Annotated in this window: 12 protein-coding genes; 8 read left to right on the top strand and 4 right to left on the bottom strand. The window is 67.2% G+C overall.

What is annotated here, in order from left to right; all coding sequences use genetic code 11:
• Positions 1-10 precede the first annotated feature (10 nt).
• A complete protein-coding gene (locus BCL79_RS08400; protein ID WP_121041239.1) occupies positions 11-1,195 on the top strand; it encodes a class I SAM-dependent methyltransferase in 1,185 nt (394 codons plus the stop codon).
• 1 nt (position 1,196) lies between these two features.
• A complete protein-coding gene (locus BCL79_RS08395; protein ID WP_121039849.1) occupies positions 1,197-1,586 on the top strand; it encodes a VanZ family protein in 390 nt (129 codons plus the stop codon).
• 65 nt (positions 1,587-1,651) lie between these two features.
• On the opposite strand, the gene BCL79_RS08390 is transcribed toward BCL79_RS08395, so the two are convergent.
• From BCL79_RS08390 to BCL79_RS08380, 3 genes are all read right to left on the bottom strand, one after another.
• Complete coding sequence (locus BCL79_RS08390; protein ID WP_121039846.1) at positions 1,652-3,988, bottom strand: family 20 glycosylhydrolase; 2,337 nt, start codon at positions 3,986-3,988, stop codon at positions 1,652-1,654.
• Between the two features lie 94 nt (positions 3,989-4,082).
• Positions 4,083-6,713 carry a TonB-dependent receptor gene (locus tag BCL79_RS08385; protein WP_121039843.1) on the bottom strand — a complete coding sequence of 877 codons (2,631 nt, stop codon included), beginning with the start codon at positions 6,711-6,713 and terminating at the stop codon, positions 4,083-4,085.
• Between the two features lie 136 nt (positions 6,714-6,849).
• On the bottom strand, positions 6,850-7,878 hold the full coding sequence (locus tag BCL79_RS08380) for a glucokinase family protein (RefSeq protein WP_121039840.1): 1,029 nt from the start codon (positions 7,876-7,878) through the stop codon (positions 6,850-6,852).
• 366 nt (positions 7,879-8,244) lie between these two features.
• Between BCL79_RS08380 and BCL79_RS08375 the strand changes: the two genes are divergently transcribed.
• The 5 genes from BCL79_RS08375 to BCL79_RS08355 are packed head-to-tail and all read left to right on the top strand — an operon-like array spanning position 8,245 to position 13,894.
• On the top strand, positions 8,245-9,537 hold the full coding sequence (locus BCL79_RS08375; protein ID WP_121039837.1) for a sugar MFS transporter: 1,293 nt from the start codon (positions 8,245-8,247) through the stop codon (positions 9,535-9,537).
• Positions 9,538-9,579: 42 nt separating this feature from the next.
• Positions 9,580-10,647 (top strand): LacI family DNA-binding transcriptional regulator, encoded by a 1,068-nt coding sequence (locus BCL79_RS08370; protein ID WP_088432334.1) that lies wholly within the window; start codon positions 9,580-9,582, stop codon positions 10,645-10,647.
• 6 nt (positions 10,648-10,653) lie between these two features.
• Positions 10,654-11,682, top strand: a complete 1,029-nt coding sequence (locus tag BCL79_RS08365) for an SIS domain-containing protein (protein WP_121039834.1) — start codon at positions 10,654-10,656, stop codon at positions 11,680-11,682.
• Positions 11,682-12,830 (top strand): N-acetylglucosamine-6-phosphate deacetylase, encoded by a 1,149-nt coding sequence (gene nagA, locus BCL79_RS08360; protein ID WP_121039831.1) that lies wholly within the window; start codon positions 11,682-11,684, stop codon positions 12,828-12,830. Before BCL79_RS08365 ends, nagA begins: the two co-directional genes overlap by 1 nt.
• Positions 12,827-13,894 carry an acyltransferase family protein gene (locus tag BCL79_RS08355; RefSeq protein WP_121039828.1) on the top strand — a complete coding sequence of 356 codons (1,068 nt, stop codon included), beginning with the start codon at positions 12,827-12,829 and terminating at the stop codon, positions 13,892-13,894. Before nagA ends, BCL79_RS08355 begins: the two co-directional genes overlap by 4 nt.
• Here BCL79_RS08355 and BCL79_RS08350 read toward each other — a convergent pair.
• Positions 13,879-14,208: a hypothetical protein gene (locus tag BCL79_RS08350; RefSeq protein ID WP_147433870.1), complete on the bottom strand. Its 330-nt coding sequence runs from the start codon at positions 14,206-14,208 to the stop codon at positions 13,879-13,881. The two genes, BCL79_RS08355 and BCL79_RS08350, sit on opposite strands and share 16 nt — an antisense overlap.
• Between BCL79_RS08350 and BCL79_RS08345 the strand changes: the two genes are divergently transcribed.
• The gene (locus BCL79_RS08345) at positions 14,207-18,205 is read left to right on the top strand and encodes an autotransporter domain-containing protein (protein WP_259462122.1); all 3,999 of its coding nucleotides are present in this window, start codon (positions 14,207-14,209) and stop codon (positions 18,203-18,205) included. The genes BCL79_RS08350 and BCL79_RS08345 overlap by 2 nt on opposite strands.
• Positions 18,206-18,284: the final 79 nt, after the last annotated feature.

Genomic DNA, 18,284 nt, shown 5'->3' with positions numbered 1-18,284 from the left:
CGCCCGCGCCATGCATTCCCCACTGCCCACCCCCGAATCCGACGCCCTGGCCCACAGCGACGAGCTGGCTGCGGCGCTGCGTGCTGAAATCCTCGCCAACGGCGGCGCGATGCCGTTCTCCCGTTTCATGGAGCTGAGCCTGTATACCCCCGGTTGGGGCTATTACAGCGCCGGCGCGAGCAAGTTCGGTGCCGCCGGCGATTTCACCACCTCGCCGGAGATCGGCGCGCTGTTCGCCGCGACCCTGGCCAATGCGATCGCCCCGATAATGCAGCAGCTCGGCCCGGAAGCGCGTTTCATGGAAGTCGGTGGCGGCAGCGGCGCGTTCGCCGAAGTGCTGCTCAAGCGCATGTTGGAACTGGATGCACTGCCTGAACGCTACGCGATCCTGGAGCCCAGCGCGGACCTGCGCGAGCGCCAGCGCGAGCGCCTGGAAATGGCGCTGATCCCGCCGGTGTTCGCCCTGGTGGAATGGCTGGACGGCCCGTTCGATGACGACTGGGACGGCATGGTGTTTGCCAATGAAGTGATCGATGCCTTGCCGACGCCGCGCTTCCTCGCGCGCGATGGCATGGTCTACGAGGAAACCGTCGAGCTGGATGCGCAGGGCGCCTTCGTGCGCGGCGCGCAGCCGGCCGATGCGATGCTCACCGCGGCGGTGCGGCATGTGGAGCACTACCGTCAGAAGCCCTTCGCCGATGGGTACCGTTCCGAACTGCTGCCGCAGCTGCCGTACTGGATCCAGGCGATCGCCGGCGGCCTGAGGCGCGGCGCGATGCTGTTCGTCGATTACGGCTACCCGCGCAACGAGTATTACCAGGACGACCGCGACGACGGCACGGTGCGCGCGTTCTATCGCCACCACGTGCACAACGATCTGTACCGCTGGCCGGGCCTGCAGGACCTGACCGCCTCGGTGGATTTCACCGCGTTGGCCGAGTCGGGCACCGGGGCCGGATTCGAACTGGCCGGTTACTGCACGCAGGCCAGTTTCCTGCTCGGGAACGGGCTGGATACGCTGCTGGAGAAAGCCGACGCGCGCACCGACGAGATCGGCCGCGTACGCCTGCGCGATCAGGTGAAAAAGCTGACGCTGCCGACCGAGATGGGCGAGCGCTTCCAGGTGATGGGCTTCCAGCGCGATGTCGATTTCGAACCCGCCTTCGAACTCGGCGATCTGACCTGGCGTCTGTAAGGTGGCGGCGACACCCGTGCTTAAACCGCTGCGCTGGCCACGGTTCTGGCTGGCGCTGTGGTGGCTGGCGGTGCTGGGCACGATCGTGGTCTGCCTGATCCCGCCGCCGCCGATCCCGTTGCCGGAAAACAGCGACAAGGTCGAGCACTTCCTCGCGTATTTTCTGCTGGCCGCATCCGCCGTGCAGATCTACCAGCGTCGCGCGGCCCTGGTCTGGGCCGCGCTCGGCCTGGTCACGCTGGGCATCGGCATCGAGTTCGCCCAGGGCGCCTTGACCGTCAACCGCATGGCCGACCCGATGGACGCGCTGGCCAACAGCGTCGGCGTGCTGGCCGGCATGGCGATCGTGTTCACCCCGTTGCGCGATCTGCTGGTGCGCCTGCGCGGTTGATGCGTGTGACGCCGGCGACCCAAGACGGGGAGTGCCGGCCGCTGGCCGGCACCCCGGTGCCCCGATTACCGCGGCAACAGCGTCATCTCATCCAGCACCCACATGGTCGGCCGGGTATCACCGGTGAAGCGCACGCACAGATTCTGCGTGCCCTTGAGCGAGCGCGGCAGCGCCGCCTCCAGCGTGATGAACCCATCGGCGCCCGGCGCGGCCGGCAGTGCCACGCTGGCCAGCGGCTTGCCATCGCACTGGCCGCCGAGGATGTCCATTTCCCCATGCGCGCTGCGCTTGGGCGCGAAGCGGCGGTTCGGCTCGTCGTGGGCCAGCTGGAAGTAGTACGGGATCTGTCCGGCGCGGATGCGGAGCGTGGCGATGCCATCCACATCCGCGTCCTTCCACAACCAGCACGGGTTGAAGATGTCCACGTTGAAGATCGCGCGCTCGCCATCGGCCGGGCCGTCGTCTTCCAGGCGCAGCAGCAGCTGGCCTTCGCCCGGGCACTGCGCGAGATGTTCGTCGGTCCGCGACAGCAGCGACCCGGCGGTGATGTCGAAGCGGCTGGCCGCCTTGGCCAACGCCTCGCCGTTGAAGAACGTCGCCGCCTGCAGTGCCACCGGCAGCGGCTGCTGCAGCGGGGCGGTGTAGCGCGGTGACTGCGCGGTGACCGCGCTGCCGTCCACGCTGTAGTGGATGTCGTAACCGAGCGGGGTGCGCAGGGCCAGCGTCGCGGTGCCGGCGGCGCGGTCGTCCGTGCTGTCCAGTTCCACCTGGAATGGCGTCTGCGCATACGCGATGCCCATCGCCTGGTAACGCTTCAGCTGCGCCGGCAGACGCGCCAGGAAATCCGCATAGTCGCGGCGCTCGCGCGGCGACCAGCCGGTCTCGGCCACCGCGGCCAAGCGCGGGAACAGGTTGTGCTGCAGGCGCGCGTAGCTGCGCGTGTGCTCGGTGAACATGTTGGCCTGCAGGCCGAGGATGTGGTGCTGCTTGTCCTTGGCCAGCGCGTCCGGCACCGGCTCGAAGCCGTACACGCGGGCCAGCGGAATCGTCGCCGGGCGGCCCGGCGGCTCGTTCTCCGAGTTGGTCTGCAGGTAGTCCATGTACATGTCGGTCACCGGCGACATGACCACGTCGTGGCCCTCGCTGGCGGCCTTGAGGCCGCCTTCGGTGCCGCGCCAGGACATCACCGTGGCTTCCGGCGGCAGGCCGCCCTCGAGGATTTCATCCCAGCCGATCAGGCGCCGGTCGTGGTGTTCCAGGAAGGTCTCCAGGCGCTTGATGATGTGGCTCTGCATTTCCATCTCATCGCCGGCGCCCACTTCGCGCATGCGCGCCTGCACCCGCGCGGAGGCTTCCCACTGGTCCTTGACCGCTTCGTCGCCACCGACGTGCACGTACTTGGCCGGGAACAACGCGATGACTTCTTCCAGCACGTTCTCAAGGAATTCGAGGGTGCTGTCTTCCGTGTTGAACAGGTTCGGGAACACGCCCCATTCGCTCAGCGGCTTGAGCGGGGTGTCGATCGTGCCGAGCTCCGGATAGGCCGCGATCGCCGCGGTAGCGTGACCGGGCACGTCGATCTCCGGGATCACCTGGATATGGCGCGCGGCGGCATACGCGATCACCTCGCGGATCTGTTCCTGGGTGTAGAACCCGCAGTAGGGACGCTCGGCGCCGGTGACCGGATCGCGGCCACCGTCGCCGGCCGGAATGCGGCAGCTGCCGACGCCGGTCAGTTTCGGGTAGCGCTTGATCTCCATGCGCCAGCCCTGGTCATCGGTGAGGTGCCAATGGAAGGTGTTGAGCTTCTGCTCGGCCATCGCATCGAGGACCTGCTTGATCTCATCCAGGCTCTGGAAGTGGCGGGCCGAATCGAGCATCAGGCCGCGCCAGCTGAAACGGGGCGCATCATCGATGCGCAGCGCCGGAAGCGTGCCATCGCTGCCGCCGGTGAGCAGCTGCGAGAGCGTTGCCGCACCGTAGAACAGACCGGCCTCGGTGGCGGCCTGCACGGTAGCGCCACGCGCGTCCGAACGCAGCTGGTAGCCTTCGGCACCGGTCTTGAGCGTGGCGTCGAGCACGAAGCGGATGCCGTCCTTGCCGCGTCCTTCGCTGACCGTTACCGCCGGGCCACCGCTGTCGCGCAGCAGGGTGGCGAACTGTGCAGCCACGCGGGCGGCGGCCTGGCCCTGTGCATGCACAGGGGTGGCGGTGGTCACGGTGTAGCCGGCCCCGTCGATGCGATCGACCCTGGCGGGCGCGGGGATCAGCATCAGCGAACCGGGCAGGGCCTTCGGGCCAGCCGGTGCCTGTGCGTCGGCGGCCTGGGCCAGCGGTGCGAGGGAGAGTGCCAGTGCGAAGGACAGCAGCGACAGCGAGGTACGACGGGTGCGGGTGTGCATCGGGTCATTCCTTTGTAGCGAATCGGGTTCCACCTGTGAAAACGGGCCCGGAAATCCGGGCCCGTTTCAGGCATTCAGCATAGTGCCAAGGCGATCAGAACTTGAAGTGCAGGGTGGCCATGTAGCGGCGGCCGCTCTTGTAACGCGAGGCCAGGTGATCCTTGTCGCCAAGGTACTGGAAGTACTCTTCATCGAGCAGGTTCTGGGCGTCCACGGTGACCGACCAGTTCTCGTTGAAGGTGTAGCCGAAGCTGGCGCCCAGCTCGGCGTAGTCGTCCACGCTGGCCGGTGCCGAGCCTGCGACGTAGCCGCCGGCCAGGTAGCTGTCACGCCAGTTGTAGGTCAGGCGGGCGTTGATCGGACCCTTTTCGTAGTACGGGCTGAACGCAACCGAGTTGCGCGACTGGTAGGGCAGCGCATCACCGGAATTGTTTTCGCCGTTGGCGTAGGTGTAGTTGGCGGTCAGGCCGAAGCCGCTTTCGCCGAAGGGCTGCTGGTAGCTGAGGTTGAAGCCCTTGACGTGACCGCTGCCGGCATTGCGCGGACGCTGGATGCTGTAGTCGCAATAGCCGTCGGCCGCACAGCCGTTGGTGCCCACGACGTTGGCCCAGGTGGCCGGCGAGGTATCGCGGATCGAGTTGTACTGGCGCTCGGTGACGGCGCTGGTATCGATGTAGTTGTCGATCTTCTTGTAGAACAGCGACCAGGCCACCACCGATTGCGGAGCGAAGTAGTACTCGGCCGACAGGTTGTAGTTCCAGGACTCATACGGCGACAGGGCCGCGTTGCCGCCACTGCCGGTCAGGGTGGTGTCGTTGAGGAAGGTGTTGTTCACCATCTGGTTGTACGGCGCCCACGCGATGACCTTGCTGGCGCCGAAGCGGAACACCCAGTCGCTGTCGGTGTCGTAGACCAGGTTGACCGAGGGCAGCAGGAAGTCTTCCTTCTTGGTCTGGGTCTGCCACTTGCTGTCCAGATCGGTCAGGGTGGGGGTACCGCCGTAGACGAAGCCGCTGCCGGCCGTCTTGGAATCCACGTAGCGCACACCGACGTTGCCGCGTACCGGGCCATTGGAGAAGTTCAACTGCGCATAGGCGGCATTGTTGGTCTGCTCCAGCGCCCAGCTGTTGTTGAGATAGCTGGCCGGATCCGGGTTGGCGAAGTCCAGCGGGCTGCCCTTGACCCAGTTCAGCACGTTGTCGCGGCCGGCCTGGATATGACGGCCCTGGCCATCGGCGAAGCCCTGGATGTCGGTCAGACCGATGGTGCCGACGTCGGCCAGGGTGCCCGGACGCACGCCGCCATACACGTTCAGATCGAAGCTCTCTTCGTGCTTGCCGTGGCGAACGCCGAACTGCAGCTGGTTGAAGATGCTGTCGAACTGCACATTGAAGTCCAGCTGTGCGTAGGTGTCCTTGCTGTCGGTGGAGAAGATGCCGTTGTTGCCGAACCAGCCGCCGGCCGAGCCCCAGTTGGCCGGATTGCGGGCGGCATCGGGGTTGTCGAAGGTGATGCCCTTGTCCAGGTTCCAGCTGAAGCCACCGTTGTAGAACGGTTCGATGAAGTACTGGGCCAGATCCTTGTTTTCGGACTTGCTCTGGCCAGCCTGGCCGCTGATACCCCAGCCTTCACCCTTCCAGGCACCGCGAAGGTCCAGGCCCTTGGTGGTCACTTCGGATTCGCGCACGTTGTTGTCGTAGATCACCGTGCCGCTGTTGGCCGTCGCGCTGGCGTTGGAGTGACCGCTGGTGACCACCCCGTTGCGCACGTCGCCGAGCTGGTTCACCGCACCTACGGTGCCGGGATTCCACGTCAGGAAGGAGTACATCGACTGGTTGTAGTTGTCGAAGTTCTCCTTGATGTACAGGCCGCTCAGGTTGAACTCGAGTTCGTCGGTCGGCTTGAACTGCAGATTGACCACGGCGCTGTCGCGCTTGCGGTCCTGCTGGAACCACGCCGCGTTGACCGAATTGGGCACGTCCGCATTCGGGTCCACGCCCGACGCGTTGGTGAAGGTGGACGCCTTGGCGTAACCAAACACTTCTATGCCCTGACGGTCCACGCGCTCTTCATAGTGCTGCGCGGCCACGTTGATGCCGAAGGTTTCTTCGTCATTCTTCCAGCTGTAGATGGCCGAGGCGTTCGGCTTGCCCTTGCTGGCCTGGTCGCTGTAGCTGTAGCCCACGGAAGCGGCCACTTCGTTGGCGCGCATGTCCAGTGGCTGGCGGGTGTGCATCAGGATGGTGCCGCCCAGGCTGCCTTCAGTCAGGCGCGCTTCGGAGGACTTGATGACTTCCATGCGACCCAGGATCAGCGGCGACAGCAGGGTGTAATCGAAGCCGCGGTTGGGCTGCTCGCCGTACAGCCAGATCGCCTGGGCGACCGGGTGGCCGTCCAGGAAGGACAGGTTGAGGCTGGGGTCGGTGCCGTCGATGCTGACGCGCTCACCCTGGCCGAAGCGGCGGTCCAGCGAGATGCCGGGCAGCTGAGACAGCGCTTCTGCAACGTTCGTACTGGGGAACTTGCCGATGTCCTCGGCGGTGATCGCCTCGGAAATGGTCACGTTGTTGCGCTTGGTATCCAGCGACTTTTCGAGGCTGGCGCGGATGCCGACGACGCTGACGGTGTCCAGGTCGGTGGGGGTACTGGAGGTTTCCTGCGCCTGCGCGCCGAACACCAGACAGCTGAAAATGGCTGCCGAAAGCAGACTCTTGCGATGGTTCATGATGTCTCTCCTCATCAATCCGATGGTTCGCCGGCGACGGCGTGTCTTCTTGCGTCTGGTACGACTTTTCCGCGCGCCCTAAACCGGGGCGTGCCATGGGTGCTGCGTACTACGTAATGCCTTTCCCGGCGCGCCGTCAGGCGGTCGGGTGGTCCCTATGGCCCAGGTACCAGCTGGCAGCGCCGATGACGCCCAGCTGCCCGTGCTCGACCACCTTCACGGGAATACGTTCCAGCGCCTCGCGCATCGGGCCCTTGTTGAGGTACCGCTCGACGAAGGTGCTGTTCAACAGAAAGTCGCGGATCTGCGGCAGGATGCCGCCGGCCAGGTAGACACCGCCGGTGACGCCGTACTGCAGCGCCATGTCCCCGATGGTGCTGCCGAGCAGGCCGCAGAACACATCCAGGCTCTGCCGCGCGAGCGGGTCCTGGTCGGCCATGGCGGCGGCGGTGATCGCATCGGGGGTGGTCAGCGCTGGCGATTGGCCGCTCAACGCACACAGGGCGCGATACAGATTCATCAGGCCGGGGCCGGACAGCGCCTGCTCGACCGAGACATGCGACCGGTCGCGCAGCATCTGCCGCACGATCGCCATCTCCAGTTCGGTGGTGGTGGCCAGGGTCGGCTGGCCGGCTTCGGTCGCCAGCACGACGGCGCCGTGCGGGGTCGGGATCCACACCGCCGCGCCGAGGCCGGTGCCGGGGCCGACCACCAGGGTCGGGCCGCGCGGGGCGGTGGCCGGGCCGGTCAGCTGCAGCACGCCGCTGGCATCGACCTGGGCGGCGGCATAGGCCACGGCCTCGAAGTCATTGACGATGTACACCTGGTCCAGGCCGACATCGCGCTCGATCTGCCGTGCCGACAACGGCCAGGGCAGGTTGGCGGTGATCACCGTGCCGTCGTCGCGGGCATAGCCGGCGGTGGCGACCACGCAATGCGTCGGGCGCGGGCCATCGGCCAGGAAGTCGGACAGGATCGCGCTGAGGCCGGCGTAATCCGCATTGCGGAACTTGCGGTAGTCCAGCAGCTCCACCGGATGGGCCGGATCGGCGCTGGCCTGGACCCGGCCAACCCGGACATGCGTGCCACCCACGTCGGCGGCCAGGAACGGCGGCGTCGCGGCGGGCGGGGCATGGGCCGGAACAGCGTGGGCGGCGTTGGTCACACGGACTCCATCGGTTGGGCGTGGCCAGGGTTGCCCCGGCGATTGAGGCGGAGTCTGTAATCGTTCTGACAACGATGTCAACGATAACCTCACACTTTCGATGCTGCGCCGCAACGTGGGTTTGCGCGGGAAAACGTTTTCATCACACTGCCGTCATGTTTTCGCAAACTGCCGTTAATACGGGCTCCGCTCCGCCCGCGGCGAGCGCTGCCGCCAGATTGCGCAGGTGCAGCAACGGAAAATGCGCGGCGCTGGCGTGAACCAGTTGTTGACAAACCTGGCGGCTGCAACGAATAAATGTGACAACGTTGTTCCCAGCCACTCTTCCGATGCCGCTCCGGCGCCGTCGATGCAGGAGCCTCCTTGATGTCTGCCGTGCCTGCTGCCTCCGCGCGTTCGAGCGTGCTTACCTCGATCCTGATCATCGGCGTGCTGTTCTTCCTGATCGGCTTCTTCACCTGGCTCAACGGCCCGTTGATCACCTTCGTCAAGCTCGCCTTCGAGCTGGATGAGGTGGGCGCCTTCCTGGTGCTGATGGTTTTCTACCTGTCGTATTTCTTCCTGGCCCTGCCGGCCTCGTGGATCCTCAAGCGCACCGGGATGAAGAAGGGCCTGAGCCTGAGCCTGCTGGTGATGGCGGCCGGTGCGGTGGTGTTCGCCCACTTCGCCCAGCAGCGCTGGTACCCGGGCGCGCTCAGTGGCCTGTTCATCATCGGCAGCGGCCTTGCCCTGCTGCAGACGGCGGTCAACCCGTACATCAGCATCCTCGGCCCGATCGAGACCGCGGCCCGGCGCATCGCACTGATGGGCATCTGCAACAAGATCGCCGGCATGCTCGCCCCGGTGCTGATCGGCACGCTGGTGCTGCACGGTATCGGCGATCTGGATGCCCAGGTGAAGGTCGCCGATGCGGCCGCCAAGACGGTGCTGCTCAATGACTTCGCCGCCAAGATCCAGCTGCCGTACATGGCCATGGCCGGGCTGCTGGTGCTGCTGGCGGTGGGCGTGCTGTTCTCGCCGCTGCCCGAACTGAAGACCGCCGAAGCCAATGCCACGCCGGCCCGCGCGCCAGGGGTGGCCGAGCGCACCAGCATCTTCCAGTTCCCGCACCTGTGGCTGGGCGTACTGTGCCTGTTCGTGTACGTCGGCGTGGAAGTGATGGCCGGCGATGCGATCGGCACTTACGGCCACGGCTTCGACCTGCCGCTGGACCAGACCAAGATGTTCACCTCGATCACCCTGGGCGCGATGCTGATCGGCTACCTGGCCGGCCTGGCGCTGATCCCGCACCTGGTCTCACAGTCGCGCTACCTGAGCATCTCGGCGGTGCTGGGCGTGGTGTTCTGCATCGGCGCGCTGCTGACCCACGGCTATGTCTCGGTCGGTTTCGTGGCGGCCTTGGGCTTTGCCAACGCGATGATGTGGCCGGCGATCTTCCCGCTGGCGATCCGCGGCCTGGGCCGCTTCACCGAGACCGGCTCGGCCCTGCTGGTGATGGCCATCGCCGGTGGCGCGATCATTCCCCAGCTGTTCGCCGTGCTCAAGCAGCACTTCGACTTCCAGTGGGTGTTCGCCGGCCTGATGGTGCCCTGCTACCTGTACATCCTGTTCTATTCGATGCGCGGCCACCGCGTCGGGCTGTCCCGCGACGGGCAGTGATCGGCGATCATGGACGCTCAACCGGTCAGCCAGGAAAAGACGATGCGTAGAGCGACCATCAAGGATGTCGCCGAACGGGCCAAGGTATCGCTGAAGACGGTCTCGCGGGTGATCAACAACGAGCCCTCGGTGATGCAGGCCACGCGTGCGCGGGTGCTGCGTGCGATCGCCGAGCTGGACTACGAGCCCGATCCGGCCGCGCGCAACCTGCGCACCGGCACCACGCTGGTGGTTGGGCTGGTCTACGACAACCCCAATCCGTACCACATCATCGGCGTGCAGAACGGCGTGCTCGCGGCCTGCCGAGAGACCGGGTTCGGGCTGCAGATCCATCCCTGCGACTCCAGCTCGCCGATGCTGGCCGAGGAACTGGCCGACTGGGTGCAGCGTTCGCGCCTGGCCGGGCTGGTGCTGACCGCACCGATGTCCGAGCGCAAGGATCTGGTGGCCGCGCTCACCGCGCGCGGGATCAAGCTGGTGCGCATCATTGCCGCCACGGCCGATCCGCAGGACGGCGCCTGTGTGTTCGTCGACGACCGCGAGGCCGCCTATGAAATCACCGAGCATCTGATCCAGCTGGGTCACCAGCGCATCGGCTTTCTCTGGGGCGGCACCTCGCACCGCTCCAGTGGCGAGCGCTATGCCGGTTACGAGGCCGCGCTGCGCGACTACGGCATGACCATCGACAAGCACCTGGTGGTGCAGGGCGATTACACCTTCGACGACGGCTTCCGTGGGGCGCGCCGCCTGCTGGCGCTGCGCGAACCGCCCACCGCGATCTTCGGCTCGAACGATGAAATCGCCGCCGGCGTGCTGGCGGCCGCCAAATCCACCGGCATGAACGTGCCCTACGACCTGTCCATCGCCGGTTTCGAGGACAGCCCGTTCTCGCGCCAGTCCTGGCCGCCGTTGACCACTGCCAAGCAGGCCACTGAAGACATCGCCCGGCATGCCGCGCGCCTGCTGATCGCGCAGCTGCGCAGCGATGCCTACGACGACGCGCCGTTGCAGCTGCAGAACCAGGGCTTCGTGCCGCAGCTGGTGGTGCGTGGTTCCACCGCGCCGATGCGCCCACAGGGTGCACGGCTTCCTTCTCCTGAAACGACCTGAGTCCCCATGTCCCTGCCTGCCCCCCACGACACCCTGATGTACCGCGAAGCCGCCGAGGCTGCCGATGTGATCGCCGCGCAGTTCGCGCGCAACCAGGTGGCCGTGGAGACGCTGGCCGCCAGCCTGCGCGCGGCGCCGCCGCCGTTCGTGGTGACCTGCGCACGGGGCAGTTCCGACCACGCCGCCACCTATGCCAAGTACCTGCTGGAAACGCGCCTCGGGCTGGTCACCGCCTCGGCGTCGCCCTCGGTGGGCTCGGTCTACGAAGCACCCCTGAAGCTGCGCGGCGCGCTGTACATCGTGATCTCGCAGTCGGGCAAAAGCCCGGACCTGCTGCGCAACGCCGAGGCCGCGCGTGCGGCCGGCGCACGCGTGGTGGCGCTGGTGAATGTCGAGGATTCGCCGCTGGCGCAGCTGGCCGAGACGGTGATCCCGCTGGGCGCCGGTGCCGAGCGCAGCGTCGCGGCGACCAAGAGCTACCTGGCCTCGCTGTCGGCGATCCTGCAGCTGGTGGCGTACTGGACCCAGGATGTGGGGCTGATCGCTTCGCTGCGCGCGCTGCCCGATGCGCTGCGTCAGGCCTGGAACAGCGACTGGTCGTCGCTGACCGACGGCCTGGTGCCGGCCCACAATCTGTTCGTGCTTGGCCGCGGTCTTGGCCTGGCCGCCGCGCAGGAAGCGGCGCTGAAGTTCAAGGAAACCTGTGGCCTGCACGCCGAGGCGTACAGCTCGGCCGAGGTCAAGCATGGCCCGATGGCGCTGGTGGGCCCGGGCTTCCCGGTGCTGGCCTTCGCCCAGCCGGATGAAACCGGCGCTGGCACCCGCGCGGTGCTGAGCGAGTTCGCCGCGCGCGATGCGCAGGTGTGGCTGGCCGATGTCGGCGGTGACCTGCCGCTACCGGTCGCGCCGCACCCGGCGTGCGCCCCGCTGCTGACCATCCAGAGTTTCTACCGTGCGATCAATGCGCTGGCGCTGCGCCGTGGTCACAACCCGGACCTGCCGCCGCATCTGAACAAGGTGACGGAAACCGTCTGATGAAAACTGTCCTGCGCAATGCCCGCATCCTGGCCGGTGACGACTTCCGCGATGATCTGGCGGTGGTGATCGAAAGCGGCCGGATCACCGCGCTGGTCTCCGATGCCGCGCCCATGCTCGGCCAGGCCGATGAGCAGGTGGACCTGGGCGGCGGCTGGTTGCTGCCCGGCTTCATCGATGCGCAGGTCAATGGCGGTGGCGGCGTGCTGTTCAACAACAGCCCGGATGTCGCCACGCTGCGCACGCTGGCCCAGGCGCACCGCCGCTTCGGCACCACCGGTCTGCTGCCGACTCTGATCAGCGACGACGTGCAGGTGATGCGCGCGGCCATCGCGGCGACCCGCCAGGCGATCAGCGAGGGCGTGCCAGGCGTACTCGGCATCCATCTGGAAGGCCCGTACATCGCCCCGGCGCGCAAGGGCACGCATGACGCGAACAAGTTCCGCGTGCCCGATGCCGCCGAGATCGCCTTGGCCGCCTCGCTGGACAACGGCGTCACCCTGCTCACGCTGGCGCCCGAGCGGGTGCCGCTGGAGAGCATCCGCGCGCTGGTGGAACGCGGCGTGGTGGTGGCGGCAGGTCATACCGCCGCCAGTTACGAGCAGGCACGTGCCGGCCTGGAGGCCGGTATCCGTGGCTTCACCCATCTGTACAACGCGATGTCACCGCTGACCGGTCGCGAGCCGGGTGCGGTCGGCGCGGCACTGGAAGACCGCGACAGCTGGGTCGGCATCATTGCCGACGGTGTGCATGTGCACCCGGCCAGCCTGCGTGTGGCGCTGGCGACCAAGCCGCGCGGCAAGGTCATGCTGGTCACGGATGCGATGCCGCCGGTGGGTGCGGCAGACCCAAGTTACGAACTGTACGGCGAGGTCATCACTGCGGTGGATGGGGTGGTGCGCAATGCTGCCGGCTCGCTGGCCGGCTCGGCGCTGGACATGGCCACGGCGGTGCGCAACAGCGTGCAGCTGCTGGGCGTGTCGTTGGCCGAAGCGGCGCGCATGGCGTCGACCTACCCTGCGCAGTTCCTGAATCTGGATGACCGCTACGGGCACATCGCCGAAGGACATCACGCCGATCTGGTGCTGCTCGATGACGCGCTGCAGGTGCGCAGCACATGGATCGCCGGACAGCGCGAAGACGTATGAGTGCCGTACCGTCGGGGCGGATGGGCTCGATCGACGCACTGCGCGGCCTGACCGTCGCGGCGATGCTGCTGGTCAACAACCCGGGCGACTGGAGCCATGTCTACGCACCGCTGCTGCACGCGGACTGGCATGGTTTCACCCCGACCGACCTGATTTTCCCGTTGTTCCTGTTCATTGCCGGTGTCTCGATGGCGTTCAGTCTGGCGCCACGCGCGGCCGAGCCGGCCACGCGTCCGGCGCTGGTGCGCGGGGTGCTGCAACGCGCACTGCGCATCCTGATCGCCGGCGCGCTGCTGCACCTGCTGGCGTGGTGGTTGTTCGAACTGCCGGCGTATCGCCTGTGGGGCGTGCTGCAGCGGATCGCCCTGTGCGTGGCGGTGGTCGGCGTGCTGGCGGTCTACACGCGGGCGCGCACGCAATGGGCGCTGATCGTCGGGCTGTTGGCCACCTATGCGGTGATCCTGCTGTCGGCCACCTCCATGGCGCCGTGGGTCAACCCGGCCAGCCGCCTGGATACGGCGCTGTTCGCCCCGTTCCTCTACAAGTATTCCGCGCTCACCGGGCTGGGCCATGACCCGGAAGGCCTGCTGAGCAGCCTCGGGGCGATCGCCACCACCCTGCTGGGCCTGCGCGCCGGCGCGTGGCTGCGTGCCGGCAGGGCACCGCAGCTGACGCTGCTGGCGGCGGGTTGCCTGGCGGTCGGCGGCCTGGCCACGCTGTGGTTGCCCCTGAACAAGCAGTTGTGGACCCCCAGCTTCGTGCTGTGGACCGCAGGTCTGTCCGCGGCTGCGCTGCTGCTGGCCCATCTGTTGATCGATCGCTGGGGCATGCCTGCGCTGGGGCGACGCTTTGGTGTGAATGCGATCGCCGCCTATCTTGGCTCCTCGGCGATGGCGCTGGTGCTCGCTGCAACCGGTGCGTGGGCCTGGGCGTTCCATGCCCTGCAGAGCGCGCTGCCGGAGGCACCAAAGCTGGCCTCGCTCGCGTGCGCGGTGGGCTTCGTGACGATCTGGTGGGGTGTGGTGTGGGTGCTGGATCGCCGGCGTGTCTATCTGAAGATCTGAGCGATCTCTGCAGACTCGCTCACCGCGCGGCGAATGCGGGCGATCCCCTGCCTGAATTTTACGTTCACATCACGGTTGACCAGTAAAAGTACCGGCACACATCTGCGTACTTCACGAAACCGCCTGTTCCTGGCCGTGGCCCATTTGCCGCGCGCCGTCTGTCCCCTCCTCGATGTTGTCCCGCCGGAAATGCAGTCCCAGGCAGCGTCCGCTGCCGTCGTGAATTTCATGGTGATGCGTGCAGTCAGGAGCAGGGGGCTTCGATGACCTGTCATGCCGCCGCCGCCCTCCGTGATGTCCAGAGGAAGCCGCATGCCCAGGTCCACTCTCCACCCCCTCGCGCTCAGCATCGCCGTGCTGCTCCGTTCACGCGGCCTGCTGGGCAGCGCCATCGTCCTGGCCTCGTTCGGCGCACAGGCGGACTGCGTTACCGTCGGCACCACCACCACCTGCACCACGGCCGCACCCAATCCCTATGTGACCCGCGTCGGTAACGGCAACATCGCCATCGAGGATGGACGCACGGTGGATGTCCAGGCCGGTGCCAAGCTGGTGGTGGGTGACGCCAACGCCATCTCGCTGCGCGACAACGCCAACATCCACGTCGGCACCGGTGCGACCGTCAGCGCCACTGCAGTCAGCGCGCCGGGACTGTTCGGCGCGGGCGGCGACACACTGGAATTCCGCACCGGCGGCACCCTGACCGTCGATGCCGGCGGCGAAGTGCTGGCGCTGGGCAGCCAAGGCAGTGCCGAAGTGATCAACTTCCAGGGCGCGGGCAACACCATCGTCAACAGCGGCACCATCCGCGCCAACAACGCCGTGGCGATCTGGTCGCAGAACACCACTGGGCTGAACACCGTGATCAACACCGAGACCGGCATCATCCAGGCACCGGACACGGTGATCGGTGGCTCCGGCAACGGCGCGCTTGACTTCACCAACCGTGGCCAGGTGATCGGCAACATCTCGCTGGCCGGTGGCAATGACATCCTGCGCCTGTATACCGGCTCGTCGATCACCGGCAATTTCAGCGGAGGAGCGGGCAACGACGCGATCTTCCTGAGCGGCATGGGTGATTCCACGCTGCCGGGCAATTTCGTCGGTTTCGAGTCGCTGACCAAGAATGATGCGGGCAAGTGGACACTGACCGGCACCATCACCGGGGTGACCGTGGCCACGGTGGCGCAGGGCACCCTGGCGCTGACCGGCAACAACGCCAATTACACCGGCCCGGTGATCGTCGATCCGGCCGGCATCCTGGAAGCGCGGGCGCAGAGCCTGCCGCCCGGCGTGACCAACAATGGTCTGGTCCGCTTCACCCAGCCCGACGATGGCACCTATGCCGGCAGCATCAACGGCACCGGCGCGCTGGACAAGACCGGTGGCGGCACGCTCACCCTGACCGGCCTCAACAGCGTGGGGGGCGCCAGCAGGCTCAACGGCGGCACCCTGGTGCTGGGCAACACGCTGGAGACCGCCAGCCTGACCATGGCCAACGCCACCACCCTTCAGATTGATGGCGTGCTGCAACGGCAGGGCGGTGGCACGGCGAACGTGATCGGTGCCAGTGGCACACAGTCGCTGATCGTCAATGGCCGGCTCAACGGCGCGGCGCTGCTCGGCGACGGTGATGATCTGCTGGATGTTGCCGGCGTGATCGTCGGCAACGTCGACCAGGGGGCCGGCAACGACACCACGATCATGCGGCCGGGAGGCAGCATCGGTGGCACGCTCGCGCAGGGTCTGGGCGATGATCGCCTGGAGATGCAAGGCGGGCAGATCGTCGGCGCGGTCAGCCAGGGCGCCGGCAATGATGTGCTGCTGATGACCGGCGGCACGCTGGCTTCGGTCGACCAGGGCGACGATGTCGACCAGATCGAAATCAGTGGCGGCACCATTACCGGCACGGTGCAGCAGGGCGGCGGCCGGGACGTGTTCGTCATGACCGGCGGCACCATCGGCGCACTGCTGCAGGGCGATGGCACCGACCGCTTCCGTATGACCGGCGGCCAGATCATCGGCGGCTTCGACGATGGTGACTATGCCGAGATGACCGGCGGGCGCATCGGCCGGGTCAACATGAAGCTGGAGAACAACACCTTCGACATGTCCGGCGGCACCATCGACGGCAACCTCGTCACCGGCTTCGGCAACGACACCATCATCCTTTCCGAGGGCTACATCGGCGGCAACATCAGCGTCAGCGGCGGCGATGATTCGATCACCATCACCGGCGGCACCGTGCGCGGCGAAATCCGTGCCAGCACCGGCAACGATCGGCTGGCCTGGTCCGGCGGCGGTGTGGTCTACGGCGCGGTGGACATGGGCGAAGGCAGTGACGTTGCCACTTTGGCCAACCTCAACGCGTCCCATCTCGGGGCGTTGCCCCTGTTCGACGGCGGCAACGGCACCGACGCGCTGAGCATGGACAACGTCAAGACCGATGGTGTGGCGCGCTTCGCGAACTGGGAGCAGATCGGCCTGGCCAACGATTCCCAGCTCACCTTCGACGGCAACCTGACCCTGGGTGACAGCGGCACGGGCACCGGTACGCTGGACATCGATGCCACCAGCACGCTGTTCGCCGGTGGCCTGGACGCGAGCATCGTGCCGTTCACCGCCGGCCAGCTGGCCACGGTGACCAACGCCGGTCGCATCGACCTGAGCAACGGCGGCAGCCGCGTGGGTGATGCCTTCACCATCGTGGGCAACTACGTGGGCAACGGAGGCGCGCTGTACCTGCAGACCGTGCTGGGCGATGACAGTTCGCTGTCGGACAAGCTGGTGATCGCCAACGGCAGCGCCAGCGGCACCACCGGTATCGGCGTGCTCAACGTTGGCGGCACCGGCGCGGCCACGGTCGCCGACGGCATCATGGTGGTGCAGGCGACCAACGGGGCCAGCACTGCCGCCAACGCGTTCGCGCTGTACAGCCCGGTCGCCGCAGGTGCTTACGAGTACTACCTGTTCAAGGGCGGTGTGAGTGGAGGCAGCGGTGAAAACTGGTACCTGCGCTCCACGGTTACCGCCTCGGCGACCCCGGCGCCGGCGCCGGCGCCGACCATCGAGGTGCCACCGCCGCCGCCGCCGCCCGAAGCCATCGGCACCCCGCCGCCGGCAGTGCCGCCGGCACCGCCGCCGCCCCCGGACGTGAACCCGCCGGATGATCCGGATCCGGTCGCGCCAGAGCCGCCGCCCCCGGCCCCGCCGCCGGCTCCTGCGCCGGTGGCACCCGCGCAGCCGGAGGCGCCGCCGCCGGTGCCTACCGAAGTGCCACCGGTGCCCGGTCCGCTGGCGGTACCGCCAACGCCGGACGCGCGTCCGGCAGAGGGCGACATCATTCCGCTGTACCGGGTGGAAACCCCGGTCTACTCGGTGGTGCCCCCGTTGCTGCGCGAGACGAGCCTGGCCAGCCTGGGCACCTTCCACGAGCGCCAGGGCGAGCAGCGCGTGCAGGCCGGGCAGGGCGGCTTCCGCTCGGCCTGGGCACGCATGATCGGGCAGAGTCATGAGCAGCACTGGGAGGGCGATGCCAAGCCCAGTTTCGACGGTGATCTCCAGGGCATCCAGGCCGGCCTGGACCTGTACGCCAACGGCGATGACAACCACCGCGATCAGGTCGGTGTATTCGTCGGCCGCACCCGCGCGCAGGGCAACGTCAACGGCTTTGCGATCGGCTGGGACAACGTGGCCGTCGGCCGTACCCGCCTGGATGACAAGCACGTGGGCCTGTACTGGACCCGCGTCGGCAGCGAAGGCGGGTATCTGGATGCGGTGGTCCTTCAGAGCCGCTACGACGGTGAGGCCACGTCGGCGCGCGGGCTGGGCATCGACGTGCGTGGCGATGGCACCACCGCGTCGCTGGAAGTGGGCAAGCCGCTGCTGCAGCTCGGGCAGTCCGTATGGTGGCTGGAGCCGCAGGCACAGGTGATCTGGCAGCGCACCTCGATCGACGATGCCGGTGACCGGGTGTCGGCGGTCCGCTTCAAGGCCGACAATGCCTGGACCGGGCGCGTCGGCCTTCGCCTCGCCGCCGATTACGATATCGCCGGCAATGGGTGGCAGCCGTACGCCAAGCTCAATTACTGGCAGACCCTGGACGGCGAAGATCGCATCGACTTCGGCGACAACCGGCTCACCAACCAGCAGGGCTCGCGCGCACTGGAAGTCGGCGTCGGTGTGGTCGCGCGCTTCAATGCCAATGTCAGCGCGTTTGCGGTGGCCGATTACACGCGCGATCTGGAAAGCAGCGCGCAGAAGGAGCGCAAGAGCATCGAGGGGAATATCGGCGTGCGGTTTGATTGGTGAGGCGGTTGTGGGCGCTGGCTGATCCCCGGCACGCTGCCCGCCACGGGTGGCGTGCCCTCATTTCGGGCTGACCGGTCGC

It is taken from the genome of Stenotrophomonas rhizophila, assembly GCF_003651185.1.
GTDB lineage: Bacteria > Pseudomonadota > Gammaproteobacteria > Xanthomonadales > Xanthomonadaceae > Stenotrophomonas > Stenotrophomonas maltophilia_Z.
Note: the sequence above shows the minus strand (reverse complement) of the source record. Positions and strands in the feature narration are given on the sequence as shown.